At 72.8% G+C, this 23,842-nt stretch carries 23 protein-coding genes; 8 read left to right on the forward strand and 15 right to left on the reverse strand.

The features are described from left to right. The first annotated feature begins 74 nt into the window (after window positions 1-74). The 4 genes from BLQ34_RS13765 to BLQ34_RS13780 all read left to right on the forward strand — a co-directional run bounded on the left by BLQ34_RS13765 (window position 75) and on the right by BLQ34_RS13780 (window position 3,652). The gene (locus tag BLQ34_RS13765) at window positions 75-347 is read left to right on the forward strand and encodes a DUF2277 domain-containing protein (RefSeq protein ID WP_091786590.1); all 273 of its coding nucleotides are present in this window, start codon (window positions 75-77) and stop codon (window positions 345-347) included. Between the two features lie 178 nt (window positions 348-525). Beyond that, complete coding sequence (locus tag BLQ34_RS13770; protein WP_091786593.1) at window positions 526-1,290, forward strand: hypothetical protein; 765 nt, start codon at window positions 526-528, stop codon at window positions 1,288-1,290. Between the two features lie 58 nt (window positions 1,291-1,348). Then, the gene (locus BLQ34_RS13775; RefSeq protein WP_091786596.1) at window positions 1,349-2,872 is read left to right on the forward strand and encodes a DHA2 family efflux MFS transporter permease subunit; all 1,524 of its coding nucleotides are present in this window, start codon (window positions 1,349-1,351) and stop codon (window positions 2,870-2,872) included. 84 nt (window positions 2,873-2,956) lie between these two features. After that, on the forward strand, window positions 2,957-3,652 hold the full coding sequence (locus tag BLQ34_RS13780; protein ID WP_091786598.1) for a DNA alkylation repair protein: 696 nt from the start codon (window positions 2,957-2,959) through the stop codon (window positions 3,650-3,652). Here BLQ34_RS13780 and BLQ34_RS13785 read toward each other — a convergent pair. Both BLQ34_RS13785 and BLQ34_RS13790 read right to left on the reverse strand, forming a co-directional pair. Continuing rightward, the gene (locus BLQ34_RS13785) at window positions 3,633-4,829 is read right to left on the reverse strand and encodes an MFS transporter (protein WP_091786601.1); all 1,197 of its coding nucleotides are present in this window, start codon (window positions 4,827-4,829) and stop codon (window positions 3,633-3,635) included. The genes BLQ34_RS13780 and BLQ34_RS13785 overlap by 20 nt on opposite strands. Continuing rightward, a complete protein-coding gene (locus BLQ34_RS13790; protein ID WP_091786604.1) occupies window positions 4,822-5,634 on the reverse strand; it encodes a PIG-L family deacetylase in 813 nt (270 codons plus the stop codon). The genes BLQ34_RS13785 and BLQ34_RS13790 overlap by 8 nt, the downstream gene beginning before the upstream one ends. Before the next feature lie 101 nt (window positions 5,635-5,735). On the opposite strand from BLQ34_RS13790, the gene BLQ34_RS13795 reads away from it, so the two are divergent. From BLQ34_RS13795 to BLQ34_RS13805, 3 genes are read left to right on the forward strand one after another with little or no spacing between them, the layout of a single operon-like run. Next, window positions 5,736-8,207: a beta-glucosidase family protein gene (locus BLQ34_RS13795; RefSeq protein WP_091786606.1), complete on the forward strand. Its 2,472-nt coding sequence runs from the start codon at window positions 5,736-5,738 to the stop codon at window positions 8,205-8,207. 34 nt (window positions 8,208-8,241) lie between these two features. Continuing rightward, window positions 8,242-8,901, forward strand: a complete 660-nt coding sequence (locus tag BLQ34_RS13800) for a TetR/AcrR family transcriptional regulator (protein WP_091786609.1) — start codon at window positions 8,242-8,244, stop codon at window positions 8,899-8,901. A gap of 34 nt (window positions 8,902-8,935) precedes the next feature. Then, window positions 8,936-10,285 (forward strand): MATE family efflux transporter, encoded by a 1,350-nt coding sequence (locus tag BLQ34_RS13805; protein ID WP_231961177.1) that lies wholly within the window; start codon window positions 8,936-8,938, stop codon window positions 10,283-10,285. Here the strand turns inward: BLQ34_RS13805 and BLQ34_RS13810 are convergent. From BLQ34_RS13810 to BLQ34_RS13840, 8 genes are all read right to left on the reverse strand, one after another. Then, entirely contained in the window at window positions 10,282-10,752 is a 471-nt protein-coding gene (locus BLQ34_RS13810; protein ID WP_157693055.1) for a hypothetical protein, read from the reverse strand. The genes BLQ34_RS13805 and BLQ34_RS13810 overlap by 4 nt on opposite strands. A 147-nt stretch (window positions 10,753-10,899) precedes the next feature. Beyond that, on the reverse strand, window positions 10,900-12,423 hold the full coding sequence (locus tag BLQ34_RS13815; protein ID WP_091786615.1) for a gamma-glutamyltransferase: 1,524 nt from the start codon (window positions 12,421-12,423) through the stop codon (window positions 10,900-10,902). A 54-nt stretch (window positions 12,424-12,477) separates the two neighbouring features. Continuing rightward, complete coding sequence (gene iolD / locus BLQ34_RS13820) at window positions 12,478-14,472, reverse strand: 3D-(3,5/4)-trihydroxycyclohexane-1,2-dione acylhydrolase (decyclizing) (RefSeq protein ID WP_091786618.1); 1,995 nt, start codon at window positions 14,470-14,472, stop codon at window positions 12,478-12,480. Beyond that, window positions 14,469-15,371, reverse strand: coding sequence for a 5-deoxy-glucuronate isomerase (iolB, locus tag BLQ34_RS13825; RefSeq protein ID WP_197674705.1), 903 nt, complete (start codon window positions 15,369-15,371; stop codon window positions 14,469-14,471). The genes iolD and iolB overlap by 4 nt, the downstream gene beginning before the upstream one ends. After that, on the reverse strand, window positions 15,368-16,255 hold the full coding sequence (locus tag BLQ34_RS18835) for a Cgl0159 family (beta/alpha)8-fold protein (protein WP_197674706.1): 888 nt from the start codon (window positions 16,253-16,255) through the stop codon (window positions 15,368-15,370). Before BLQ34_RS18835 ends, iolB begins: the two co-directional genes overlap by 4 nt. After that, on the reverse strand, window positions 16,252-17,214 hold the full coding sequence (iolC, locus tag BLQ34_RS13830) for a 5-dehydro-2-deoxygluconokinase (protein ID WP_269457295.1): 963 nt from the start codon (window positions 17,212-17,214) through the stop codon (window positions 16,252-16,254). Before iolC ends, BLQ34_RS18835 begins: the two co-directional genes overlap by 4 nt. 1 nt (window position 17,215) lies before the next feature. Beyond that, complete coding sequence (locus BLQ34_RS13835) at window positions 17,216-18,211, reverse strand: sugar phosphate isomerase/epimerase family protein (RefSeq protein ID WP_331712507.1); 996 nt, start codon at window positions 18,209-18,211, stop codon at window positions 17,216-17,218. A 2-nt stretch (window positions 18,212-18,213) separates the two neighbouring features. Then, window positions 18,214-19,218: a Gfo/Idh/MocA family protein gene (locus tag BLQ34_RS13840; protein ID WP_091786624.1), complete on the reverse strand. Its 1,005-nt coding sequence runs from the start codon at window positions 19,216-19,218 to the stop codon at window positions 18,214-18,216. Window positions 19,219-19,362: 144 nt separating this feature from the next. Between BLQ34_RS13840 and BLQ34_RS13845 the strand changes: the two genes are divergently transcribed. Next, window positions 19,363-20,100 carry a GntR family transcriptional regulator gene (locus BLQ34_RS13845; protein WP_091786626.1) on the forward strand — a complete coding sequence of 246 codons (738 nt, stop codon included), beginning with the start codon at window positions 19,363-19,365 and terminating at the stop codon, window positions 20,098-20,100. Window positions 20,101-20,186: 86 nt separating this feature from the next. Here the strand turns inward: BLQ34_RS13845 and BLQ34_RS13850 are convergent, their stop codons facing one another. The 5 genes from BLQ34_RS13850 to rpsF form a co-directional block, all read right to left on the reverse strand. Then, complete coding sequence (locus BLQ34_RS13850) at window positions 20,187-21,764, reverse strand: DUF3352 domain-containing protein (protein WP_091786629.1); 1,578 nt, start codon at window positions 21,762-21,764, stop codon at window positions 20,187-20,189. Window positions 21,765-21,912: 148 nt separating this feature from the next. After that, complete coding sequence (rplI, locus tag BLQ34_RS13855) at window positions 21,913-22,359, reverse strand: 50S ribosomal protein L9 (RefSeq protein ID WP_091786631.1); 447 nt, start codon at window positions 22,357-22,359, stop codon at window positions 21,913-21,915. 26 nt (window positions 22,360-22,385) lie between these two features. Next, window positions 22,386-22,622, reverse strand: a complete 237-nt coding sequence (rpsR, locus tag BLQ34_RS13860) for a 30S ribosomal protein S18 (RefSeq protein WP_056884210.1) — start codon at window positions 22,620-22,622, stop codon at window positions 22,386-22,388. A 177-nt stretch (window positions 22,623-22,799) separates the two neighbouring features. Beyond that, on the reverse strand, window positions 22,800-23,348 hold the full coding sequence (locus BLQ34_RS13865) for a single-stranded DNA-binding protein (protein ID WP_091786634.1): 549 nt from the start codon (window positions 23,346-23,348) through the stop codon (window positions 22,800-22,802). A 94-nt stretch (window positions 23,349-23,442) separates the two neighbouring features. Beyond that, window positions 23,443-23,730, reverse strand: coding sequence for a 30S ribosomal protein S6 (rpsF, locus tag BLQ34_RS13870; protein ID WP_056921396.1), 288 nt, complete (start codon window positions 23,728-23,730; stop codon window positions 23,443-23,445). Window positions 23,731-23,842 lie beyond the last annotated feature (112 nt).

A 23,842-nucleotide genomic window follows, 5' to 3' on the forward strand; every position in this document is an offset into this window, starting at 1 on the left:
CAGATGCCGTCCACCGGGTGTGGACCCGAGAAAGTTTCGGGCGTGTCCGCGGATCCCGACGTAGCCTTGGGGACATGTGCCGCAACATCCGCCAACTGCACAACTTCGAGCCCGCCGCCACGACCGACGAGGTCCGCGCCGCCGCCCTCCAGTACGTCCGGAAGGTCAGCGGCAGCACCAGGCCGAGTGCCGCCAACCAGGCCGCCTTCGACGAGGCGGTGGCCGAGGTCGCGCACGCGACCCAGCACCTGCTCGACCACCTCACCACGAGCGCGCCACCCAAGGACCGCGAGGTCGAGGCCGCCAAGGCGAAGGCCCGCGCCCAGGCGCGTTACGGGGCCGCCTGAGCCACGCCGCACACCCACTCGGTATGCCGGGTGGCCGGCTCTGCAGGCCTCGGTATGCCGGGTGGCCGGCTCTGCAGGCGTCGTCCCGAATGGGTGGCAGACCTGCGCCGGCGCCAGCGCCGCTGGGGGCTGTGGACAACCCACGGGGTGCCGTCGGCCGCGCTGACACAGTGAGGACATGACCTCATCCGGCACCGCCACCGACCGCCGCCGTCCCCGGATCACCCACCTCGTGCTCGTCGACGGGCTGCCGGCCGACCACTGGGTCGAGGAGGGCGCGGACGCCGCGCACCTGGTGCCGGGCCGCGGAGCCGCAGGACCGCGGGCCCGGGTCGCCGAGCTGGCCACCGACCTCGAGCGCCGCGACCACGAGCGCTCCTGGCTCGAGGCCCTGGTCGGCGGCCCCGACGCCCTGGCCGCCCTCGACGCCGAGCCCCTGCCGCCGCGGCTCTTCACGCTCCCCGACCTCGGCCCTGACCTCGGCCCCGCAGGGGCACCCGCGGTCGCGGCCCGGGCCATCGCGATCGGGGCGGAGTGCGACCGCATCGCGACCGAGGTCTTCGACGACGCCGAGCTGGGGGCGGCGCTGCGCCGGCTGTGGGAGGCGGCGCTCGCCATCGACCCGGCGATGCTGGTGCGCAGCAGCCGTGACGACACCGCCGTCGGCGCCCTCGTCTGGGTCACCCTCCAGGCCAACGGGCTGCTCGGTGCGACCGGCCGGATGCTGGCCCGCGAGCTCTGGCCCCGACTCGGCGTGCCCGCCTCCGCGGCTGGCCGCGGTGCAGCGCTCCTCGAGCGGTTGGCGCCCGGCTCGGGGCTGCTCGTGCCACCGCCGGGTGCCCCGCGGCTGCGGGCGACCGGGCGGTCCGACGTGCTGCTGGCGTCCACCCGGCGGCTGCTCGTGCAGCGGCGCGACGAGCTGCGCGATGAGTTCTCGGCGTGAGTGCGGTCAACATCCACGAACCCACTCCAGAGCAGCACCGCCCACCCGAGGACACGACATGAGCGACACGACCTGCACCACCGAGGCGGAGCCGACCGCGGCCCTGGCCGAGACCCGGCCCGAGCCGCCCGCCACCCCCACCAGCCCGAAGACACCGGCACCCGAGGGGGCGGTGAACGTCAACCTGGTGATGCGGATCCTGACCCTGTCGACCTTCGTCGTCATCCTCAACGAGACGATCATGGTCAACGCGATCCCGCGGCTGATGCGCGACTTCGCCGTCCCGGCGACCAGTGCCCAGTGGCTGTCCACCGCGTTCATGCTGACCATGGCGGTCGTCATCCCGGCGACCGGCTGGTTCCTGCAGCGGGTGTCGACGCGCACCGCGTACGCCCTGGCCATGAGCCTCTTCCTGGCCGGCACCGCCGCTGCGACCCTCGCCCCCACCTTCACCGTCCTGCTCGCTGCCCGCGTCATCCAGGCCAGCGGCACGGCGGTGATGATGCCGCTGCTGATGACGACGATGATGACCCTCGTCCCGCCGCAGGACCGCGGCAAGGTGATGGGCAACGTCACCCTCGTCATGTCGGTGGCACCTGCGCTCGGGCCGGCGGTCTCCGGCCTGCTCCTCGAGCTCGGCTCGTGGCGGCTGATCTTCGCGGTCGTCCTCCCCATCGCCGGGGTCGTCGGCTCGCTCGGGCTGCGCGAGCTGGTCAACATCGGCGAGCCCACCAGCACCCGGATCGACCTCCCCAGCGTGGTCCTCTCGGCCATCGGCTTCGGCGCCCTGGTCTACGGGCTGAGCGGTCTGGGCGAGGGCGGCCGCGCGACGCACACCATCCCGCCGACCGTCGTCACCGCCGCCGGTGTCGTGGCCCTGGTCGCCTTCGTCCGCCGCCAGGTCGTCCTGCAGCGGGGCGGCGGGGCGCTGCTCGACCTGCGCACCCTGACCTTCCGCCCGTTCGCGGTCTCCCTCGGCCTGATGTGCCTGGCGTTCATGGCGATGATGGGCGCGATGATCCTGCTCCCGCTCTACCTGCAGGACGTCCTGCACCTGAGCACCCTGATGACCGGCTTGCTGCTCATGCCGGGCGGGCTCGTGATGGGACTGCTGGGGCCGGTCGTCGGCCGCGCCTACGACCGGTTCGGCGCCCCGCGGCTGGTCATCCCCGGCGCAGTCGTCATGGCGGTCACCCTCGCGCTCTTCACCCGCGTCGGCACCGACACCTCGCCGTGGTTGCTGCTGGCCGACTACGTCTTCCTGATGGCCTCGCTCGGCCTGGTCTTCACGCCGGTCTTCACCTCGGGCCTGTCGGTCCTGCCGCCGCACCTCTACGCCCACGGCAGTGCCGTCCTCGGCTCGCTCCAGCAGGTCGCCGCGGCGGCCGGCACGGCGATCGTGGTCAGCGTGATGGCCGGGCGGGCGGCCACGGCGACGGCCGGTGGCGCGGCTCCGCTCGATGCCCTCAGCACCGGGGTCCGGTGGGGCTTCGGGGTCGGCGCCGTCCTCGCCCTGGGTGTCGTGGGCGTGGCGTTCGCGATCCGCACCCCCAAGCTCGAGGACGCGCCCGCCCACCACTGAGCCAGCCTGGTGGCTGGCCGTGCCGGAGGCGGCAGGGCCACCCTGACCGCGACAGGGTGACGGCGGGGCGGGCATGCTGCTCCCGTGACCCACCCCGTCGTCGCCGCGATCCGGGCCGAGCTCGCGGCCGCGGGTGATCCCGAACGTGCGATCGCCCAGCAGGCCTACATGAAGTCGGCGATGCCCTACCGCGGCATCACCGCCCCCCTGCTCAAGGCGATCCTGCGCCCGGTCCTGGCTGACCCGGACCACCGGATCACGCAGCGCCGCCAGTGGGAGCAGGCGGTCCGTGAGCTCTGGGACGGTGCCACCCACCGCGAGGAGCGGTATGCCGCGACGGCACTGACGGGGCACCGCAGCTACCGCGGGTGGCAGGACCCGGAGACCATCCCGCTCTACGAGCACCTCGTGGTCACCGGCGCGTGGTGGGACCACGTCGACGAGGTGGCCAGCAACCGGATCGGCCCGATCCTGTTGTCCCACAAGGCGGAGGTCACCCCGACCATCGAGCAGTGGATCGAGCACGAGGACCTCTGGCTGCGCCGCACGTCGATCATCTGCCAGCTGACCTTCAAGGAGCGCACCGACCTCGGCCTGCTCCGTGCCGCGATCGAGCCCAACCTCGAGGACCCCAGTTTCTGGATCCGCAAGGCGATCGGCTGGGCGTTGCGGCAGCACGCCCGCACCGACGCGGACTGGGTGCGGGCGACCGTCGCGGAGTACGACGGTCGCCTGAGCGGCCTCAGCCGGCGCGAGGCGCTCAAGCACCTCCAGCCATAGCCGGGCCGGGTCGCCGGACCACGGTGCGCGCGATCGCCAGCGCGAACAGCGTGGACGCCCCGGCCACGACGAAGGCACCTCCGATGTGGCCGGCGTCGGACAGCGACCCGGCCGCCGCGGCCCCGATCGAGGAGCCGACCAGGAAAGCCGAGATCAGCCACGCGAACGCCTCCGTGGTCGTGCCGACCGGGGCGAACTCGTCGACCAGCTGGAAGACACAGGTCAGCACTGGTGGCAGCCCCAGCCCGCTGGCGACGGTGAGCAGCCCCATCACCCAGGGCGACGAGGGGACCGCGGACTGCGCGGCATACGTCACGACCAGCAGCGCCAGCCCGAGCAGGAGGTCACGGCGCGGGTCGCGGTGCGGCGCCCGCGGGCTGTAGGCGACGCCGCCGATCAGGGCGCCCAGCGCGTTGGCGGCCACCAGCCACGGAGCCAGGCCGCGGTCACCCACGGACTCGGCGTAGGCGACCAGGGCGACCGCCGGCACCCCGACGGTGAGCCCGACGAGGACGATGGCGGAGTAGAGGACCGACAGCCGTCGCGAGCGCAGCGGCCCGAGCCAGTGCCGGTCCTCGTGCTCCGGCGGCACCCATGACCGGGACGCGTGCGACGCGACGAACCAGAGCGTGCCGCCCACCCCGACGAGGGCTGCGGCGACCAGGCCGCCGCCGGCCCCGGTGAGCTGGGCGAGCAGCACGGCGAGCGGCCCCAGCACGAAGATCAGCTCCTGGGCGGCTGCATCCAGGGCGAACGCCGACGGCACCTGCCGGGGGGTGAGCACCGATGGCCACAGGGTGCGCAGGGCCGGTTCGAGCGGGGGTGTCGCCACGCCTGCGACGAGGGCCACCACGATCGCGCCGCCAGACGGCACCCACGGGAGCACTGCCAGAGCAGCTGACGAGACCACCCCGCCGAGGACCAGCGCCGAGCGCTGTCCGCGCACGTCCATCACCCGCGACAGCGCCGGCCCGCCCACGCAGCAACCGAGCGAGTATGCCGCCGTGAGCAGTCCCGCTCGCCCGTAGCCACTGCCGGTGTCGCGGGCGAACAGGACCAGCGCCAGCGGGACCATGCCGTTGGGCAGGCGACCGACCAGCGCCGCGAACAGCAGCCGGGCGACCTGGGGCAGTCGGAGCAGCGCGGCCGGGCTGAGCGACGGCCCGGGCTCAGTCACCGAACGGCCAGCCGACCTGCATCGCGGGGTGCGAGGCCCGGTCCAGGCCGGGTTCGATGTAGTGCTCGGTCCCGAAGAAGGCCGCGAAGAACTCCTCGGGCATGCCGAGCATCCCCTCGATGTCGGTGGCCTGGCTCCGGTGTGCCTCGAGCGCGGCCCGCCGCTGCGCCAGGTAGTCGCTGGTGTCGACCTGCCAGCTGATCTCGGCCTCGGGGGTGCCCAGCGGGTTGCCGTCATCCATCGGGCTGTCCGGGTTGAAGGCCTGGTCCTCGGCGCCGTTCGCCACCGCCTGCTGGTACCAGGTGCGGATCCGGTCCCGGTTCATCGTCGACTCCAGCAGCCGGGGGCGCCGGGCGGCGAGCTCGGCGGCGCGGTGCACGACCGGGTGCACCTTGACGTGGTCGGGGTGGCCGTAGCCGCCGTGCCAGTCGTAGCCCACCAGCACGTCGGCATCCTCCTCGTCGAGGATCGCGACCAACCGTCGCGCGGCCTCGTCGACGTCGGCGCCATGGAAGGCGTTCGGGTGCGAGTTCTGCTCCCAGCCGCTCATCCCCGAGTCGGCGTAGCCGAGCCAGGCGACCCGCTGCACGCCGAGGGCGTCGGCACTGGCCTGCGCCTCGCGCCGTCGCCAGTCGACGAGGGTCTCGCCCTCGGGCAGACCGGCCGCAGGCAGCTCGCCGTGGTCCCCGTTGGTCGCGAAGACGGTGACGACGCGGTGCCCCTCCGCGGCGGCCCGGGCCATCGCGCCGGCGGTCTGCGAGGCCTCGTCGTCGGGGTGGGCGTGGAGGAAGACGATCGTGGACACGACGTCATCATGCCAACCACCCCCGACGGAGGACGTCTCGGTGGGCAAATAGTTTGCCGTAACTATTTACTCCGACACCCCTCCCGGCCCACACTGACCCGGTGACCTCACCTGACTTCTCTGCCCTCATCGCCGGGCTCGACCTCGAGACCAAGGTGCGCCTGCTCACCGGCGCCACCTCGTTCACCCTGCACGGCGAGGACTCGATCGGGCTCGCGCCGATGGCCTTCTCCGACGGGCCCACCGGCGTCCGTGGCCTGAAGTTTACTGGCGGCGACCACGTCGCCCTCTTCCCCAACGCGACCCTGCTCGCCGGCGCGTGGAGCGAGGAGACGGCCCGCGAGGTCGGTGAGCTGCTCGCCGAGGAGGCGGAGCGCCAGCAGATCCACGTCGTCCTCGGACCGACCATCAACCTGCACCGCTCAGCGCTCGGTGGTCGGCTCTTCGAGGCCTACTCCGAGGACCCGCTGCTGACCGGGCGTCTCGCCGCGGCATACGTGCAGGGCTTGCAGGGCAAGGGGATCGGCGCGTGCCTCAAGCACCTGGTCGCCAACGAGTCCGAGACGCTGCGCAACTACATGAACTCCGTCGTCGCCGAGGACGTGCTGCGCGAGGTCTACCTGCTGCCGTTCGAGATCGCGGTCGAGGAGTCGCGGCCGTGGTCGATCATGGCCGCGTACAACGACGTCAACGGGGTCGCCGCCACCGAGCAGGACCACGTGAACAACCAGGTGGTCAAGGGCGAGTGGGGCTGGGACGGCCTGCTGATGAGCGACTGGTTCGCGACCAAGACCTCCGCGCCGGCTGCGCTCGGCGGCCTCGACCTGGTGATGCCCGGCCCCGACGGTCCGTGGGGCGAGGCCCTGGTGGCCGACGTGCGCTCCGGCGCCGTGGACGAGTCGGTCGTCGACGAGCACGTGCAACGCCTGCTCCTGCTCGCCCAGCGGGTGGGTGCCCTGGGCGACGTCCACCGCAGCTGGCCGACCGACTCCCTGGCTGCGGATGCCCCCGAGCGTCGCGCGCAGCTGCGCCGGCTCGCCACCGACGGGATGGTCGTCCTGCGCAACGAGGGCGGCGTCCTCCCGCTGGCCGCCAGCGGCTCGGTCGCCCTGGTCGGCCGGCACGGCGTCGACACCGTCTGCATGGGCGGCGGCTCGGCGCAGGTCAACCCGCCTCACCAGGTGTCCATCGCCGACGGCCTGCGGGCCCAGCTCGGCGAGCTGCTCACCGTCGTCGACGGCGTCGAGGTGCGGCAGAGCCCCCTCCCCGCGCCAGTGGGCACCATCACGGACCCCGAGACGGGCGCCCCCGGGATGCGGGTCGAGCACGTCGACGCCGATGGCGTGGTCATGCTGGCCGAGCACGTCGACGGCGCGGAGGTCACCACCGGGTGGGACGACACGCTCCCCCGACCCACCGAGCGGCTGCGGCTCTCCGCCCGGCTCAGCTCCGCCGGTCCGGTCCGTCTGGGCGTGAAGGGAGCCGGGTCCTGGCGGGTCGGTGTCGACGGCACGCAGATCGGGCAGGCCGACCTCGTCCCCACCGGCGCCGACCCCGGCGAGGCGATGTTCAAGCCGCCGGTGTGGACCGCCGACGTCGAGGCACCGGCGGGCGCCCTGGTCGAGGCCGAGCTCACCATCGTGCGGTCCGAGCCGCAGCCGGGACCCGACGGCAAGCTCAGCACCCTCTCGCAGATCCTGGCCTCGGGCATGGGCAACAAGACCCTGGTCGTCGCTCCCGTCCCGTCCCCTCTCGAGGACACCCTGGCTGCGGTCACCGCTGTCGCCCGCGCTTCCGACACCGCCGTGGTGGTGGTCGGCCTCACTCCGGAGCAGGAGACCGAGGGGTCCGACAAGTCCACGCTCGCCCTCCCCGGTGAGCAGGACGCGATGGTGCGGGCGGTCGCGGCAGCGGCCCGCCGAACGGTGGTGGTGGTCAACGCCTCGACGCCAGTGCTGATGCCGTGGGCCGACGAGGTGGACGCCATCCTCGTCGTCGGGCTGCCGGGGCAGGAGGGCGGCGACGCCGTCGCCGACGCCCTCCTCGGCGTCCGCGAGCCCGCGGGGCGCCTGGTCACCACCTGGCCCGCGGCCGACGCCGCGGCACCCGCCTGGGAGGTGGAGCCGACCGACCTGCAGCTCGACTACACCGACGGGTCCTTCGTCGGCTACCGCGGCTGGTTCGCCGGGCGCGCCGACCCTCCCGCCTACTGGCTCGGCGCCGGCGAGGGTTACGGCACCTGGGAGTATGCCGCGGCGTCGCTGGGTGACGTTGCGTCCGACGGCTCCGCGACGGTGTCGGTGACGGTGCGCAACACCGGTGCCCGCGACTCGCGCGAGCTGGTGCAGGTCTACCTGCAACCCTCCGAGGCCGACCAGCCGGTGCGTCTCGTCGGCTGGACCTCGGTCGAGGTGGCGGCCGGGTCATCGGCCACGGTCCAGGTCGCGACCGACGCTCGGCTCTGGCGACGCTGGGACACCGCTGCCGACCGGTGGGCCAGCCTCGCCGCGGGTGGTGAGCTGCTCGTCGCGCGTGGGCTCGGCGACATCCGCCACCGCCTCCCGCTGGCCTGACCGGCCGGTGAGCACGCGGCATACGGTCGAGGGCATGGCGACCGATCCGGCAACCCGCGCCGCGAGCGCACCGCGCCGTGGTCGCGGCCGCCCGCGCGGCTCGGGCTCGGAGGCCACCGCGGCCACCCGCGAGCGGATCGTCGCGGCGGCGGCCGAGCTGTTCGCCGACCGCGGTTTCCACGCGACGCCGATGACCGCGGTCGCCGAGGCGGCCGGTCTGTCGCAGAGCGGGCTGCTGCACCACTTCCCCACCAAGGAGGGGCTGCTGGCCGAGGTGCTCCGCGAGCGCGACGTGCGCGACCTCGCGACGCTGGCCACCGCTCGCCCCCACCCGCCCCGCGGCTGGGAGGTCTGGGAGGACATGACCACCCTGGTCCGGCTCAACAGCGACCGCGAGGCCCTCGTCCGTCTGTTCACCAGCCTCGCCGGCGAGGCGGTCGACCCCGAGCACCCCGGCCACGGCTGGCTCGGCGAGCACCACCGCAGCGCTGTCGAGACGCTCGCCACGGCCCTGCGTGACGCGGAGGCCGACGGCGCGGCCCGCGCGGGGATCCCCGCCGAGAGCCTGGCCCGGCAGGCGGTCGCGCTGATGGACGGGCTGCAGCTCCAGTGGCTGATGCGTCCGGGTGACCTCGACATGGCCGGCGACTTCGCGGAGTTCGTCGCCACCGTGCGCGCCCGCTGGACGCCCTGACCGTGCTCGGCGGCCACGCGGCTACCGTGGCGCGGTGACCAGCAGCCCCCGCGACCCCGCACAACGCGGGGAGATCCTGCGGCTGGCCGTCCCTGCGTTCCTCGCCCTGGTCGCCGAGCCGCTGTTCCTGCTGGCCGACTCCGCGATCATCGGCCACCTCGGCACCGCCCAGCTCGCCGGGCTCGGGGTGGCCAGCGCCACCCTGATCACCGCGGCCAACGTCTTCGTCTTCCTCGCCTACGGCACCACCTCCATCGTCGCCCGCCAGATCGGCGCCGGCAGCGAACGCGGGGCGCTCGAGGCCGGGATCGACGGCACCTGGCTCGCGGTCGGCCTCGGCACCCTCACCTCGGTGGGGGTGGCGGTGGCCGCCGAGCCGTTGTGTCGCGTCTTCGGCGCCTCGCCCGACGCCATCGGGTATGCCGCGACCTACCTGCGCATCTCGGCCCTCGGCATCCCGGCGATGCTCGTCGCGCTCGCGGCCACGGGGGTGCTGCGCGGACTCCAGGACACCCGGACACCACTGGTCGCGTCGGTCGCCGGTTTCTCGGCCAACATCGTCCTGAACCTGCTCTTCGTCTACGGATTCGGTTGGGGCATCGCGGGATCCGCGTGGGGCACGGTCATCGCGCAGACCGCGATGGCCACCGGACTCGTGACGGTGATGGTGCGGCACGCCAGCCGGGCCGGCGCCACCCTGCACGCCCACCCCGGGCGCGTGCTGAGGGCCGGGCTCACCGGCATACCCCTGCTGGTGCGCACGCTCGCACTGCGGGCCATCATCCTGCTCACCACCTGGGTCGCGGCCGGGCTCGGGGACGTGCCGCTGGCGTCGCACCAGGTGGCCACGACGATCTGGACGTTCCTCGCCTTCGCGCTCGACGCCCTCGCCATCGCCGCACAGGCCATCACCGGCCGGGCGCTGGGCGCGGGTGACGTCGCCGCGGCCCGGTCGGCCACGACGACGATGTTGCGGTGGGGCGTCTGGGGTGGCGTCGGGCTGGGAGTGGTCGTCCTGGCCGTGCACTCGCTGCTGCCGCTCCTGTTCACCACCGACCCCGCCGTCCAGGCCGCTCTGTCGGCCGCCCTGGTGGTGGTGGCCCTCGGTCAGCCGCTGGCGGGCTACGTCTTCGTCGTCGACGGAGTGCTCATCGGGGCCGGGGACGGCCTCTGGATGGCCAAGGCGATGGCGGCGACCCTGGTGCTCTACCTGCCGCTGGCGCTGTGGGTCCACGCAGCGGGAGACGGGTTGCTGGCCGACGGGGCACCGCACGCGGTGGCGGTGCTGTGGGTCGTGTTCACCGCGTTCATGGCGATCCGGGCGGCGTTCTTCTGGTGGCGGATCCGCGGAGACGCGTGGGCCGTCACCGGAGCTGCCCGCTAGGCGGCCTCGAGCAGCGGCAGCAGCCCGGACAGGCGCTGCCACGTCCTCGGGAACGCGGCGTGCGCCACGTGCACGGCGACGAGCGGGGCGGTCGGGCCGGTGATGCGCACGTGCGGGTTGATCCCGACGGGGTGCAGGTCGAGCGCCCAGCCGTCTTCCGCGCGAGCCAGCTGGAGGTTCTCGACGTCGACGTACCAGAGGCTGAGCAGCCCTCGGTGCTGATGGCTGACCAGGATGCGGCGGTCGGTGACGACCACCTGGGTCGCTGACGGCTCGCCCCAATGGTCTTCACGAGGTGCGCACTGCTGCTCGTAGGACGCCGAGGTCTGGAGCGTGGCCCGTTCGTCCGCCGGGAGTCCCCCGAGCCCGAGGTCGGCGGGTCGCTCGCCGCGCTGGAGTCGATCTGCCAGCGCCACGGCGTCGGCCCAGGATGCGTCCACGACTGGCGTGGTGCTGGTACAGGTCATGGCGGTTTCGGTCCTCCCCCGAGGTGTACATCGAGGAGTGGGACCCGGCACTCCCTGATACATGACGCCACCCCGCTGCGGCCTGAGGGAGCTCGGGGCGGCCTCAGGAGACGCAGGTGGCGAGCTCAGGAGCGGCGGCTGGCGGCCTCAGGAGACGCGGGTGGCGGCCTCGCGGCGGGAGTCACCGGCCGCATCGAGCGCTCCGTCGGCGAGGCGCCGGGCGGCACCGACGCCGCCGAAGAACATCGAGGTCGGGCCGTGCGAGAAGGACGGGAGCCCCAGGGCCGCGATCGCCGCCGAGATGCCGGGGTCGTCCTCGTGGTCCACCCGAGGCGTGCCGTCGTCGAGGATCCGCACGTGCACGCGCGGGGCGTCGATGGCCTCCTGCATCGGCGTCCCGTCGAGGCAGTGCCGGCCGAGCACCTGCATCAGGGCGGTGGTGATGCGGTCGGCGCCGGGGCTGCCGATCGCGAGCGCCGAGCCTGACGATGACCGCGCCACGGAGGGCGCCATGTTGGAGGCCAGCCGGGTGCCTGGGGCCAGGGCGTGCAGCCCGAGCCGGTTCAGCTCGGGCTCGCCCAGGCAGTTGTTGAGCATCATCCCGGTGCCGGGAACCGTTGCGCCGGAACCGTATCCGCTCGACGCGGTGATCGCGCAGATCGTCCCGTCGCTGTCGACCGCCGACACGTGCGCGGTCGACGACGACGTCGGGAGGCCCGCGAGCCCGTGCCGGTCGATCGACTCGAGCAGCGCGTAGCCGTCCTCCTCCAGGTCGGTCGACAGGTCGTGCACCTGGTGCCGGAACGACAGCACCCGGCGCTGGATGTCGATGATCCGCTGCCAGTCCCAACCGGCGCCGGCCAGCTCGCGCAGCATCACGGCGAGCATCGGGCCGCCGACCGACGGCGGCGGGTTGAGCGCGAGGTCCCACTCGCCGAGGTCCAGCCGCAGGGGGGTGCGGACGACCGCCCGGTAGGCGGCGAGGTCGGCGGCCGTGATCAGCCCGCCCCGCTCGTCGCTGTCGGCGGCGATCCGAGCCGCGAGGTCGCCGGTGTAGAGCGAACGGGCACCGTCGACCGAGATCTGCTCGAGGGTGTCGGCGAGGTCAGGGTTGGTCACCACCTGGCCTGCCTTCACCACCGCGCCGTCGGTGTCGCGCACCAGCGGCCGGGTGTGCTCGTCCCAGCCGAAGACCGAGTCACCGGTGATCGCCAGGTACGTCGTCGCGGCTCCGCCCATCACGTAGCCGGCGCGCGCGGCGTCGATGCTCGGGGCCAGCACCTCACGCCACGGCGCGGAGCCGTGCCGGTCGTGGGCGGTCCCGAGGGCCGCGAAGGCGCCCGGCGTCGCCACCGAGCCGTGCCCGGCATACAGGGTCAGGCCGCCACCGTAGGAGGTGTGGATCTCGCGCAGCCCGGCGCCGAACCGCGCCGGGTCCTGTCCCCGCCCGGGCATCTCGACGTTGCCGTCGATGAGCTCGGGGTCGCCGTCCGCCGGCCAGACGTGCACGAAGGCACCACCGGCCGCCGAGACGATCCCCGGCTCGGTGGTCATCGCCGAGACCATCGCGGCGATCGCGACGTCGACGGCGTTGCCGCCGGCGGCTGCGGCAGCCAGGCCCGCGTCAGCCGACGCGGGACCAGTGGCGGCGATCGCCACGCGTCTGTCCATGCGCCCGATCCTGCCGCATGCCCCCAGCCCGTGCCATGGCTGTCCCACCCCGGGCTAGAGGAGGGGGCGCTGCCGCGCCTTGTGCTCCAGGTATGCGGCGTAGGCGGCCTGCGTGGACGCCAGCTCGCTCTGCGCGGCGACCGGCACGTCCCACCACGACCCGCTGTCAGGCGCGTGCACGGTCGGGTCGGTCTGCACGTGGATCACGATCGGGCCCCGGTGCGTCGACGCCTTCGCGTCGCGGAGGGCTGTCTCGAGCTCACTTCGCGAAGTCACCTCGACGACGTGGGCCCCGAGGCTGCGGGCGTTGGCGGCCAGGTCGACCGGGATCAGCTCACCATCGAGCCGGCCGGAGGCATCGTCGCGGTAGCGGTAGCGGGTGCCGAAGCGTTGTGAGCCGAGGCTCTCCGAGAGCGAGCCGATCGAGTGGAACCCGTGGTTCTGCACCAGCACCACGACGATCTTCACCCCCTCCTGCACCGCGGTCACCAGCTCGGTCGGCATCATCAGGTAGCCGCCGTCGCCCACCATGGCGAAGACGTCGCGGGTGTCGTCGGCCAACCGCACCCCGATCGCGGCGGGGATCTCGTAACCCATGCAGGAGTAGCCGTACTCGACGTGGTAGCCCTTGCGGTCGCGGACCCTCCACAGCTTGTGCAGGTCGCCCGGCATCGACCCGGCCGCGCAGAGCACGACGTCGCGGGGGTCGCTCAGCTCGTTGACCACCCCGAGCACCGAGCCCTGGGTGAGCAGGCCGTCGGCGAGCGCGTCGGTGACCGAGGCCGGCGGCTGGTAGGCCGCCTCGACCTGCGTGTCCCAGGCCGCCCAGAGCTCGCCCTGGCGGGCGCGGTAGGCACCCTCCACCTCGTGCCCGGCCAGCGCGTCGGACAAGGACACCAGCGCGGAGCGGGCATCGGCCACCACCGAGACAGCGCCCTGCTTCAGGGCGTCGACAGGCGCGACGTTGATGTTGACGAAGCGGACCTCGTTGTCCTGGAAGGCACTTCGCGAGGCCGTCGTGAAGTCGGACCACCGCGTGCCGATGCCGATGACGAGGTCCGCCTCGGCGGCGAGGGCATTGGCAGCGGTCGTGCCGGTCGAGCCGATCGCCCCGACCAGCTGCGGGTGGCCGTGCAGCAGCGAGCCCTTGCCGGCCTGGGTCTCGGCGACCGGGACCCCCGTGGCGGTGGCGAGCGCGGCGAGCGCCTCCTCGGCCCCCGAGTAGTGCACCCCACCCCCGGCCACGATGAGTGGTCGTCGCGCCGAGCGCACCAGCGCGGCAGCCTCCTCGATGCGGGCCGGCTCGGCCGGGGGTCGGGCGATGTGCCAGGTGCGCTCGGCGAACAGTGCGACCGGCCAGTCGAACGCCTCTGCCTGCACGTCCTGCGGCAAGGCGATCGTCACGGCCCCGGTGTCGACCGGGTCGGTGAGGACACGCATCGCGCCCAGCAGCGCCGACGGCAGCTGCTCGGGTCGGCTGACCCGGTCGAAGAACCGTGACAACGGCCGGAACGCGTCGTTGACGGTGACGTCCGCGGCATACGGCTGCTCGAGCTCCTGGAGCACCGGGGAGGCGACCCGCGTCGCGAAGGTGCCCGAGGGCAGCAGCAGCACCGGGATCCGGTTGATCGTCGCGAGCGCGGCACCGGTGAGCATGTTGGTCGAGCCGGGACCGACCGAGGCGGTGCACGCCCAGGTCTGCAGCCGGTCGCGGTGCCGCGCGTAGCCGACCGCCGTGTGCACCATGGCCTGTTCGTTGCGGGCCAGCACGTAGGGCAGGGGGTTGTCACCATCCCGGCCCTCGAACGCGAGCTCCTGCTGCAGCAGCGCCTGCCCCACCCCGGCGACGTTGCCGTGCCCGAAGATGCCGAGGCAGCCGGCGAACAACCGCTGCCGCTCCCCGTCGCGCTCGGTCCACTGCTGACCGAGGAACCGCACGAGCGCCTGCGCGACGGTCAGCCGGACGGTGCCGTTCACCGGGTCGGTGCCGTTCGCCGGGTCGGTGTCGGTGTCGGTGTCGGTGTCGGTGGTCTCGCTCGCGTCGCTCATCCGTTGCCTCCGAACGGGAGTCGTGGGTCGACGGCCTGCTCCCCCCAGGTGTCGCGCACCCAGGTGTGGGCCGGGTCGTCACAGATCAGCCAGGCCCGCTCGGGCCCGGGGCCGGCCATCACGTTGAGGTAGTAGAGGTCGGCTCCCGGCGTCGCCATCGACGGGCCGTGCCAGCCGTGCGGCACGAGCACGACGTCGCCGGTCCGCACCTCGGCCAGGATGTCGATGGGTCGGGCGTCGGTGCCGTAGACCCGTTGGTAGCCAACCGGATCCGCGCCATCGGGCGCGCCTGCCACCGCCTGCACCTCGAAGTAGTAGATCTCCTCGAGCTCGGTCTCCTGCCCCGGCCGGTGCTCGTCGTGCTTGTGCGGCGGGTAGGAGCTCCAGTTGCCCGCGGGCGTCACCACCTCGCACGCGATGAGGGCTTCGGCAGCCAGCACCCCCGGCACGCCGAAGTTGCGCACCTCCCGGCTGGCCTTGCCCGCGCCCCGCAGCTCGACCGGCACCTGCGCAGCCGGCACGACCACGACCGCCGGGGTATGCCGCGTGGGCGCCTTCGCGCCGCACACCGCCACCCGTGCCGGCCCGCCCTCGGCGGTGACCGCGAAGGAGAGGCCGCCGGCGAGGTAGGCGATGTCGGTCGGTCCGGCGAAGACGTGCTCGCGACCGGCGAGGACGACCTCGTCGTGCCCTTCGGCCCGCACCCGCACCGACCCGCTCAACGGGACGACCACGTGCTCCCAGCCGTCGGCCCGGGTCCATCGCTCGTCCCCGAGCCGGAGGGTCCCCACGGCCAGGCTGGTGTGCTGCCACCCGGGCTGCGAGTCGTCCACCCAGACCTCCCACTCACCCCTGGGTGAGGTGCCCCGCGGCAGCACCCAGCGGGCGTGGTCGGTCACGAGGCGGTCCCGTGCACGAGCTCGCCGGCGATGTCGACCGCTGCGGCGACGTCGCCGTCCGGCGGGTAGAGCAGCGCGCGACCGACGACCAGTCCGCGCACCGGCGGCAGCGTGAGCGCGGCACCCCATGACGCGTAGGTGTCGTCGGGGTCGCCCTTCGGGTCTCCGCCGAGCAGCAGCGTCGGGAGGGTGGTCGCCGCCATCACCCGTTCGAGCTCGTCGACCACCGGCAGCTTGAGCCAGGTGCGGGCGCTGCTGCCACCGAGCCCGGCCGCAATGTGGATCGACCGGATCGTCGAGTCGGGGTCGAGCAGGTTGACCACGCGGCCCTCGCGCCGCTCGCTGAGGAACGGCTCCACCATCGCCATCAGCCCCCGTGCGGCGAGCTCGTTGACGGCGGCCGCGGTGGCCTCCAGCGTCGCGACCGTGCCGGGGTCGTCGTAGCAGATCCGCGTCAGCGTCTTGCCACCATCGAGCCCGCACGCCGCGATGTCCTCGGCGCGGTAGGCCGTGAACCGGTCGTCGAGCTCGAAGCTGGCTCCCTGCAGGCCGCCGCGGTTCATCGAGCCGACCACCACCTTGCCCTCGAGCGCTCCCAGCAGCAGCAGGTCGTCGAGCACGTCGGGGGTGCCGAGCACTCCGTCGACGCCGGGTCGCGAGACCGCCTCGACGAGCCGCTCGAGCAGGTCGTGCCGGCTCTCCATCGCGCGCGGGTCGTCGCGCACGCCGAGCGCACCACGGGCGGGGTGGTCGGCGGCAACGAGCAGCAGTCGCCCGTCGCTGCGCAGCAGGTCGCGCCGCCGGCGGGCGGCCCAGGCCTTGCCGATCGAGTCGGGTTGGGTGGCCCGCAGCTCCGTCAGCCCGGCGACGTCGACGCCGGTCACCGGACCACCTCCGCGCGGGCCGTGCCCGCTGCGAGCGTGTCGAGCACCTCGTCCGTGGTCGGCATCGCGCTGGAGCACTCCAGTCGGGAGGCCACGATCGCCCCGGCCACGTTGGCGAACTCGATGGTCCGCCGCAGCTCCCACCCCGACAGCAGCCCGTGCACCAGCGCCCCACCGAACGCGTCGCCGGCGCCGAGGCCGTTGACGACCGACACGGGGAACCGCGCCACCTCGACCCGCTCCTCGCGGGTCGCGGCCAGCACCCCGCGCGGCCCCTGCTTCACGACGGCCAGCTCGACCCCACGCTCCAGCAGGGCGTCGGCGGCGCGCTGCGGATGGGCCTCGTCAACCGCGACCTCGCACTCCTCGCGGTTGCCGACGGCGACGGTGACGTGCTCCAGTGCGCGGCCGACCTGGGCGCTGGCCTCGGCCGGGTCGGCCCAGAACATCGGCCGGTAGTCGAGGTCGAGCACCGTGTGCGGTCGACGCCCGCGCGCCCCCCACGCGGCGAAGTGCGCCGCGCGACTCGGCTCCTGGGACAGCCCGGTGACCGTCGACCAGTAGACCTGCGCGTCCCGGATGGCGTCGAGCGGCAGCTCGTGCGGCTCGATCATCAGGTCGGGCGCGGTGGGGTAGCGGTAGAAGTAGAGCGGGAAGTCGTCCGGCGGGAACACCTCGCAGAACGTCACCGGCGTGGGCGGTCCAGCCACCGGCGCGACGAACCGGTCGTCCACGCCGAAGCCCCGCAGGGCCCGGTGCACGTAACGTCCGAAGGCGTCCTCCCCGGTGCGGGTCACCAGCGCGACGTCGCGACCGTGCCGGGCCGCCGCGACCGCCACGTTGGTGGCCGTGCCGCCGAGGAACTTCTGGAAGGTCTCGACCTCCTCCAACCCGACGCCGTACTGCAGGGGGTAGATGTCCACCCCGGTGCGCCCCATCGCGACGAGGTCGTGGGCCACGTCAGATCCCGACGCCGGAGTGCTGCGCCGCCAGCCCCAGCAGGTAGAAGTAGCTGGCCTCCACGTCGGCCACCGGGCCCTCGCCGTCCGGGACGCCCGCGAGGATGGTGTCCTGCTCGAGCACGTACCACCCGGCATACCCGCTGTCCTCGAGCGCGGCGACGATGGCGGCGACGTCGACGTCGCCCCGGCCGAGTGGCACGTACATGCCGGCCGCCACCGCGTCGGTGTAGGTGAGCTCACCGGCCTGCACCCGCCGGGCCAGCTCGAGCCGCACGTCCTTGAGGTGGGTGTGGGCGACGCGGTCAGGGTGCTCGCGAGCCACCCGCACCGGGTCGCCGCCGCCGATCAGGAGGTGCCCGGTGTCGAGGCAGAGGCCGATGCTGCTGCCGGTGAGCACCCGGTCGGTCTCGTCGCCGCTCTCGACCATGGTGCCGACGTGCGGGTGCAGCGTGGCGGTCAGGCCGTGGGCGGCGGCGGCCGCGGCGCAGCGGTCGAGGTTGGCCAACAGGGTCGCCCAGCCGTCGTCGTCGAGCTGGGGCCGCTCGTCGTAGCCGTCGGCCCCGGTCGCGGCGGCGACGACCACGGTCGAGGCACCCGCGGCGACCAGGTCGGCCATGGCGTCCTCGAGCTCGGGGAGCGGGTCGTGGCCGCGGTCGTGCAGCACCAGCGGCACGAACTGTCCGACGGCGGCGAGCCCGTGCTGTCGCAGCGTCGCGACCTTGCCCTCGGCGGAGTCCGGGAGGAAGCCGTCGGGGCCGAACTCGGTCGCGGCCAGCCCGAGCTCGGCCATCTGCGCCAGCACGACCTCGGGCGCCAGCTGGTGACCCCACCCGGGCACCTCGCAGACACCCCACGAGATCGGCGCCCCCGCGATCCGGTCGGCCATCGCCTCCGAGGGCTTGGCCGACGCCTTGGTGGTCGCCTGGGTGGTCGACTGGGTGGTCGACTGGGTGGTCGACTGGGTGGACGGCTGGGTGGACGGTGTGTCGGCCATCTTCAGGCCCCCTTGATCTCGGTCAGGTCCACGACCCGGCGCTCGGCGCGCGAGACCTCGCAGGCCTCCGCCACCCGGAACGCCTGGAGCGCGTCCTGCAGCGTGCACGGGCTCGGGATCCGTCGGGCTGCGACGTCGAAGAAGGCGGTCAGCTCGGCCCGGTAGGCGGGCAGGAAGCGCTCCATGAAGGACATCTTCACCGGTCCGCTGGGGAAGTCCACCTCCTCCTCCATCGAGCGCAGCGCCAGCGACTGGTCGAGACCGACCCCCACAGCCCCGAGCTCGCCGAGGACCTCCATGCGGACGTCGTGCCCGGCGCCGTTGTAGCGGGTCGACGAGACCTGGGCGAGGGTGCCGCCGTCGAGGGTGAGCAGCGCCGCGCCGGTGTCGACGTCGCCTGCCTCGGCGAAGAAGTCGGCGCCCTGGTTGGCGCCGGTGGCGTAGACCGAGACCACCTCCCGTCCCGTGACGAACCGGATGATGTCGAAGTCGTGCACGTTGCAGTCGCGGAAGATCCCGCCGCTGCCCGGCACGTAGGACGGGTGCGGCGGCGTGGCGTCGCGGGTGTTCGCGACGACGGTGTGGACGAACCCGAGCTCCCCGGACGCCACGGCATCCCGGGCGTGGCGGTAGCCGTGGTCGAACCGGCGCTGGAACCCGATGTGCACCGGCACGTCGGACTCGGCTCCCAGCCGGGCCAGGTCGATGGTCTCGTCGAGGGTCGAGGCGACCGGCTTCTCGCAGAACGTCGGGATGCGGCGGGCGATCCCGGCGCGCAGCAGCGGGGCGTGGCCGGGCGTCGCCGTCGCGATCACGAGGGCGTCGAGCCCGGCGTCGAGGAGGTCGTCGGTGGTGGCCACCCACTCCAGCCCCAGGGCGGTCGCGACCTGCTCGGCACGCGCGGCGTCGACGTCGGCGACGACGAGCTGGTCGACGGCGTCGAGGCTGCGGAGGGTATCGGCGTGGAAGGCGCCGATCCGGCCGACGCCGGCGAGTCCGATGCGCATGGCGGAGGGTCCGTTCGGGGGCAGGGGGCGGGACGGGTTGCCGCCCAGCCTGCCGCCGGGTCGCAAGGCCTGTCAACCATTTGTTAGGACATTCTCACGTCAGCAGTTTCTGACCTCCTCCCACACTGCCGCTAGAGTGCAGCCGTGGCCACCGAGATCGACGTGCGGATCGACCGCAGCTCGCCCGTGCCGCTCTACCACCAGCTGGCCGAGCAGCTGGCTGCCGCCATCGACGACGGGGCACTGCACCCCGGTGACGCGTTCGAGAACGAGGTCGCGATGGGGCAGCGACTGGGCCTGTCGCGACCGACCGTGCGCCGGGCCATCGCCGAGCTGGCCGCCCGCGGCCTGCTGGTCCGCCGCCGTGGCGTCGGCACCACCGTCGCCAACCGCACGGTGCACCGCAAGGCCGAGCTCACCAGCCTCTGGGACGACCTGACCAGGGCCGGCGCCCACCCGACCACCACCGTCCTGTCACTCGAGGTGGTGCAGGACGAACGGGTCGCCGCGATGCTCGACCTGCCCGCCGACAGCGAGCTGCTCGCGGTCGTGCGGCTGCGCCTCAGCGACGGCGAACCGCTCGCGGTCCTGCGCAACTGGCTGCCACCGGCCCACCTCGACGTCACCCGCGACGACCTCGAGGCCGAGGGCCTGTATGCCGTGCTGCGCCGCCGCGGGGCCCGTCCGGTCGTGGCCCGCCAGGGGATCAGCGCCCGGCCGCCGAGCCCCAGCGAGCGCCGGCACCTGCGGATGCGGGGCAACGAACCGGTGCTCACCATGACCCGCAGCGCCTTCGACGAGGTCGGTCACCCGGTCGAGTACGGCGACCACTGCTACCGCGCCTCGACCTACACGATCGAGGTCATGGTCGACGAGCGCTGAGACCATCCCACCGAGGACACGACTCTCCGCGCCGCCTGGCCACGAAACCGTGATCCGACGGAGTGTGGTGTCCTCGGTGGGACGGACTACTTGGTGGTGAGGCGCAGGCTGAAGTCGGCGCTGTTGCCCTCGCCCGAGACGGTGAAGCCCAGGGCGGAGAGCCCGGCGAAGTTCTTCGCCTCGTCGGCGCCGAGCTCGTCCTTGAACTCGGTCACCAGACCCGCGATGTCGACGAAACCGGCGACCCGTGCCGAGTCGGCGTCCTGCACCGCGTCCTTGAACCGCGCGGTGTCGCCGAGCCCGTGGTTCGAGGCGAGCTCGTCGGCGTAGCCGTCGGACAGCGACACCACGGTCGCCCCGCCCGCCGGCTTCAGCGTCATGTCACCGGCACCCATGCCCTGGCCGGCCGCATCGACGAGCTTCTGGAGCACCGCCTTGTCACCATCGGAGACGGCGGCGATCCGCAGCTCGCTCTGGCCCTCGCCCATCCCGCCGAAGACCAGCGAGAACTGGCTGCCCAGCGCGGCATACAGGTCGTCGGGCACCGAGATGCCGAGCTCCTGCTCGACCTGGTCGACGCCGTCGGCGAACTCCTGCTCACCGACGCTGTCCTTGACGGCCTTCTCGAGCGCCGGCCAGCCGGCCTCGAGCTGGTCGCCGGCGTTGGCGATGCTCACCGCGGCGAGCGTGGTGTCGGGGAGCTGGCCCAGCCCGGTGCCGGTCTTCGAGCCGGCGAACTTCACGCTGGCGCCGTTGGTGTGACCAGCGAGCTCGAGGTGGGGCCCGTCGAACCGCAGGGCGAGCGCGACCCGGCCGGTCTGCGAGGTGGCCGGACCTGCGGTCATGCCGGGGATCATCGAACCCACGTCGAGCGACTTGGTCGCCTTGGCCAGCGGCTCGGCGTCGAACCACGCCGACGCGACGCCGTCCTCACCGAGGTCGGCCATGTCGGTGGTGAAGTTCTTCGAGTCGGCCAGGGTGCCCTTGCCGACCGCGGTCGCGACCGCCGCGAGCTTGTCGGACCCGTCGGTGCAGAGCGCGAACTCCTCGACGAGCTGGCACTGTGCCTCGGCGGACTTCGCGATCTTCGGCAGGCTGGCCTTCGCCTTGTCCTGGTCGGTCACGGCCAGGGCGACCACGGCGGTCGGCTCGGCGTCGTCCGTCGCTCCGGGGACCAGACCGACCCCGATCCGCTGGCCGAGCCACGGCTCGACGTCCTTGGCGTAGTCGACGCCCTTGAGCTGGCCGTCGTCCTGGAGGCCCTTGAAGACGACCTGGCGCAGGTCGGAGTCCTCCTTGACCTCGCCCCGGGCGTCGGGGAACTTGCGGATGAAGCGGATCGCGTCGAGCTTCTGCCCCGCGGACGGGTCGAGGTCGACCTTCGCGAAGGCCATGGTGTTGGCCGGCATGACCGACTCGGGCTGCGCGCCGCCACCGCTGACCTGCTGGAACGCGAAGGCACCACCGGCACCCACCGCGACGATGGCGAGGATGCCACCGACCAGGGCGACGGTGCGGCCGCGGCCACCACGCGGCGGCTCGGCCGGCTCGCCGGGCGGCACCGGGAAGGCGCCGGGCTGGCCGGGCTGGAGCAGCTCACCGGGCTCACCGGGCTGCGGCTCACCGTGCTGCTGTGACGCAGGGTCGAACGGGTTGGTGCTCATGACGGGGTCCCCCAGGCAGAGTGCGGTCTGTCACCGCGATCCACCCGCGGCCACCCGAGTATAGGAATGGCCCGGTCCGCCCCGAAGGGCGAACCGGGCCATTCCCGACCGAATCGTTACGTCGGCCTCAGCCGTTCGTGGGGCTGGTTCAGCCGGCGACGACGTCGAGGGTCACCGTGGCCTGCACCTCGGGGTGCAGACGGATGAGCGCCTCGTGGCTGCCGACCGACTTGATCGGGGTCGGGATCTCGATCTTGCGCTTGTCGAGCTCCGGGCCACCGGCGGCCTTCACCGCGGCGGCGACGTCCGCGGTGGAGACGGCGCCGAACAGGCGACCGGAGCCACCAGCGTGCGCCGCGACCTTGACGGCCTTGTTCTCGAGGTTGCCCTTGATCGACTTGGCCTCCTCGAGGGAGTTGATCGCGCGGGCCTCGCGGCCCTTGGCGATCGCGTCGACCTGCTTCTGCCCGCCCTTGGTCCACGCCGTGGCCAGGCCACGGCGGAACAGGAAGTTGCGGGCGTAACCGTCCTTGACGTCGACGACGTCACCGGCGGTGCCGAGGCTGGAGACCTCGTGGGTCAGGATGACCTTCATCTGTCAGTTCCTTCCGTCGGTCCGGCTCAGCGGGACGAGCTGGAGTAGGGCAGCAGCGCCATCTCGCGGGCATTCTTGACCGCGGTGGCGATGAGTCGCTGCTCCTGGACGGAGACACCGGTCACCCGACGCGCGCGGATCTTGCCGCGGTCGGAGATGAACTTGCGCAGCAGCGCGGTGTCCTTGTAGTCGATGTTCTCGACCTTCGCCGCCTTCAGCGGGTTGGCCTTCTTCTTGGGCTTGCGCACAACGGGCTTGGCCATCGTGGTGCTCTCCTTCTGTTCAGGATGAGCCCTGGTCTCCCAGGGATGGTGTTCTTGCTATGAGAGGTGGGTATGCCGTGTGGTCACGGCCCGCAGGTTTCGTTCCGAAGAGGTGAGAGACCTGCGGAAGCCGACCGGGCGGCATACCGGAGTGATCTGGACCCGTGGGTCAGAGGATCAGAACGGCGGCTCGTCGTAGGACGGCGCTCCGCCGCCCCAACCGCCACCCTGCTGGCCACCGGACTGGGGAGCCTGCGCAGGCGCGGACGACGGGCCGGTGGCCCAGGGGTCCTCCTGCTGGCCACCCTGTCCGCCACCCTGCTGGCCCCCGCCGAAGCCGCCGCCGCCACCACCGGTGCCCCGCTGGGTGCGGTTGACCTTGGCGGTCGCGTAGCGCAGTGAGGGGCCGACCTCGTCGACCTCCATCTCGACGACGGTGCGCTTCTCGCCCTCCTTGGTCTCGTACGAGCGAGACTTCAGACGGCCGGAGACGATGACCCGAGTGCCCCGCTGGAGCGACTCGGCGACGTTCTCGGCAGCATCGCGCCACACCGAGCAACGCATGAACAGGGTCTCCCCGTCCTTCCACTCGTTGGACTGCCGGTCGAACTGCCGCGGCGTCGAGGCCACGGTGAAGTTCGCGACGGCAGCACCCGAGGGGGTGAAGCGCAGCTCGGGGTCGCCGGTGATGTTGCCGATGACGGTGATGACGGTGTCGCCAGCCATGAAGCGTGTCCCCTGTTCGTTTGGGTCAGGTGGTGGAGCCGGTGCAGACCTGGCGGTGCAGGTCAGCCGTGGTGCAGATCAGGTGAGGTGCGGCTCAGGCGCCGGGGCGCAGGAGCTTGGTGCGCATGACCGACTCGTTCAGGCCGAGCTGGCGGTCCAGCTCCTTGGCCGTGGCCGGCTCTGCGGTGAAGTTGACGACGGCGTAGATGCCCTCGGCCTTCTTCTTGATCTCGAACGCCAAGCGACGGCGGCCCCAGATGTCGATGTTGTCGACGGTGCCCTTGTCCTTGGTGACGACGGTGAGGAACTTGTCGAGCGAGGGCGCGACGGTCCGGTCGTCGAGCTCGGGGTCGAGGATGACCATGAGTTCGTACTGACGCATGCTGATAACCCGCCTCCTTTGGTCTATGGCGGTCACGGTCTCTCCGTGACAGGAGGGTTGCAGTGCGATCTCCCTCGGCTCACCGTCGAGGTGCGCTGCGGGAGAACCTGAC

The organism is Pedococcus dokdonensis, from assembly GCF_900104525.1.
Taxonomy (GTDB): Bacteria; Actinomycetota; Actinomycetes; order Actinomycetales; family Dermatophilaceae; genus Pedococcus; species Pedococcus dokdonensis.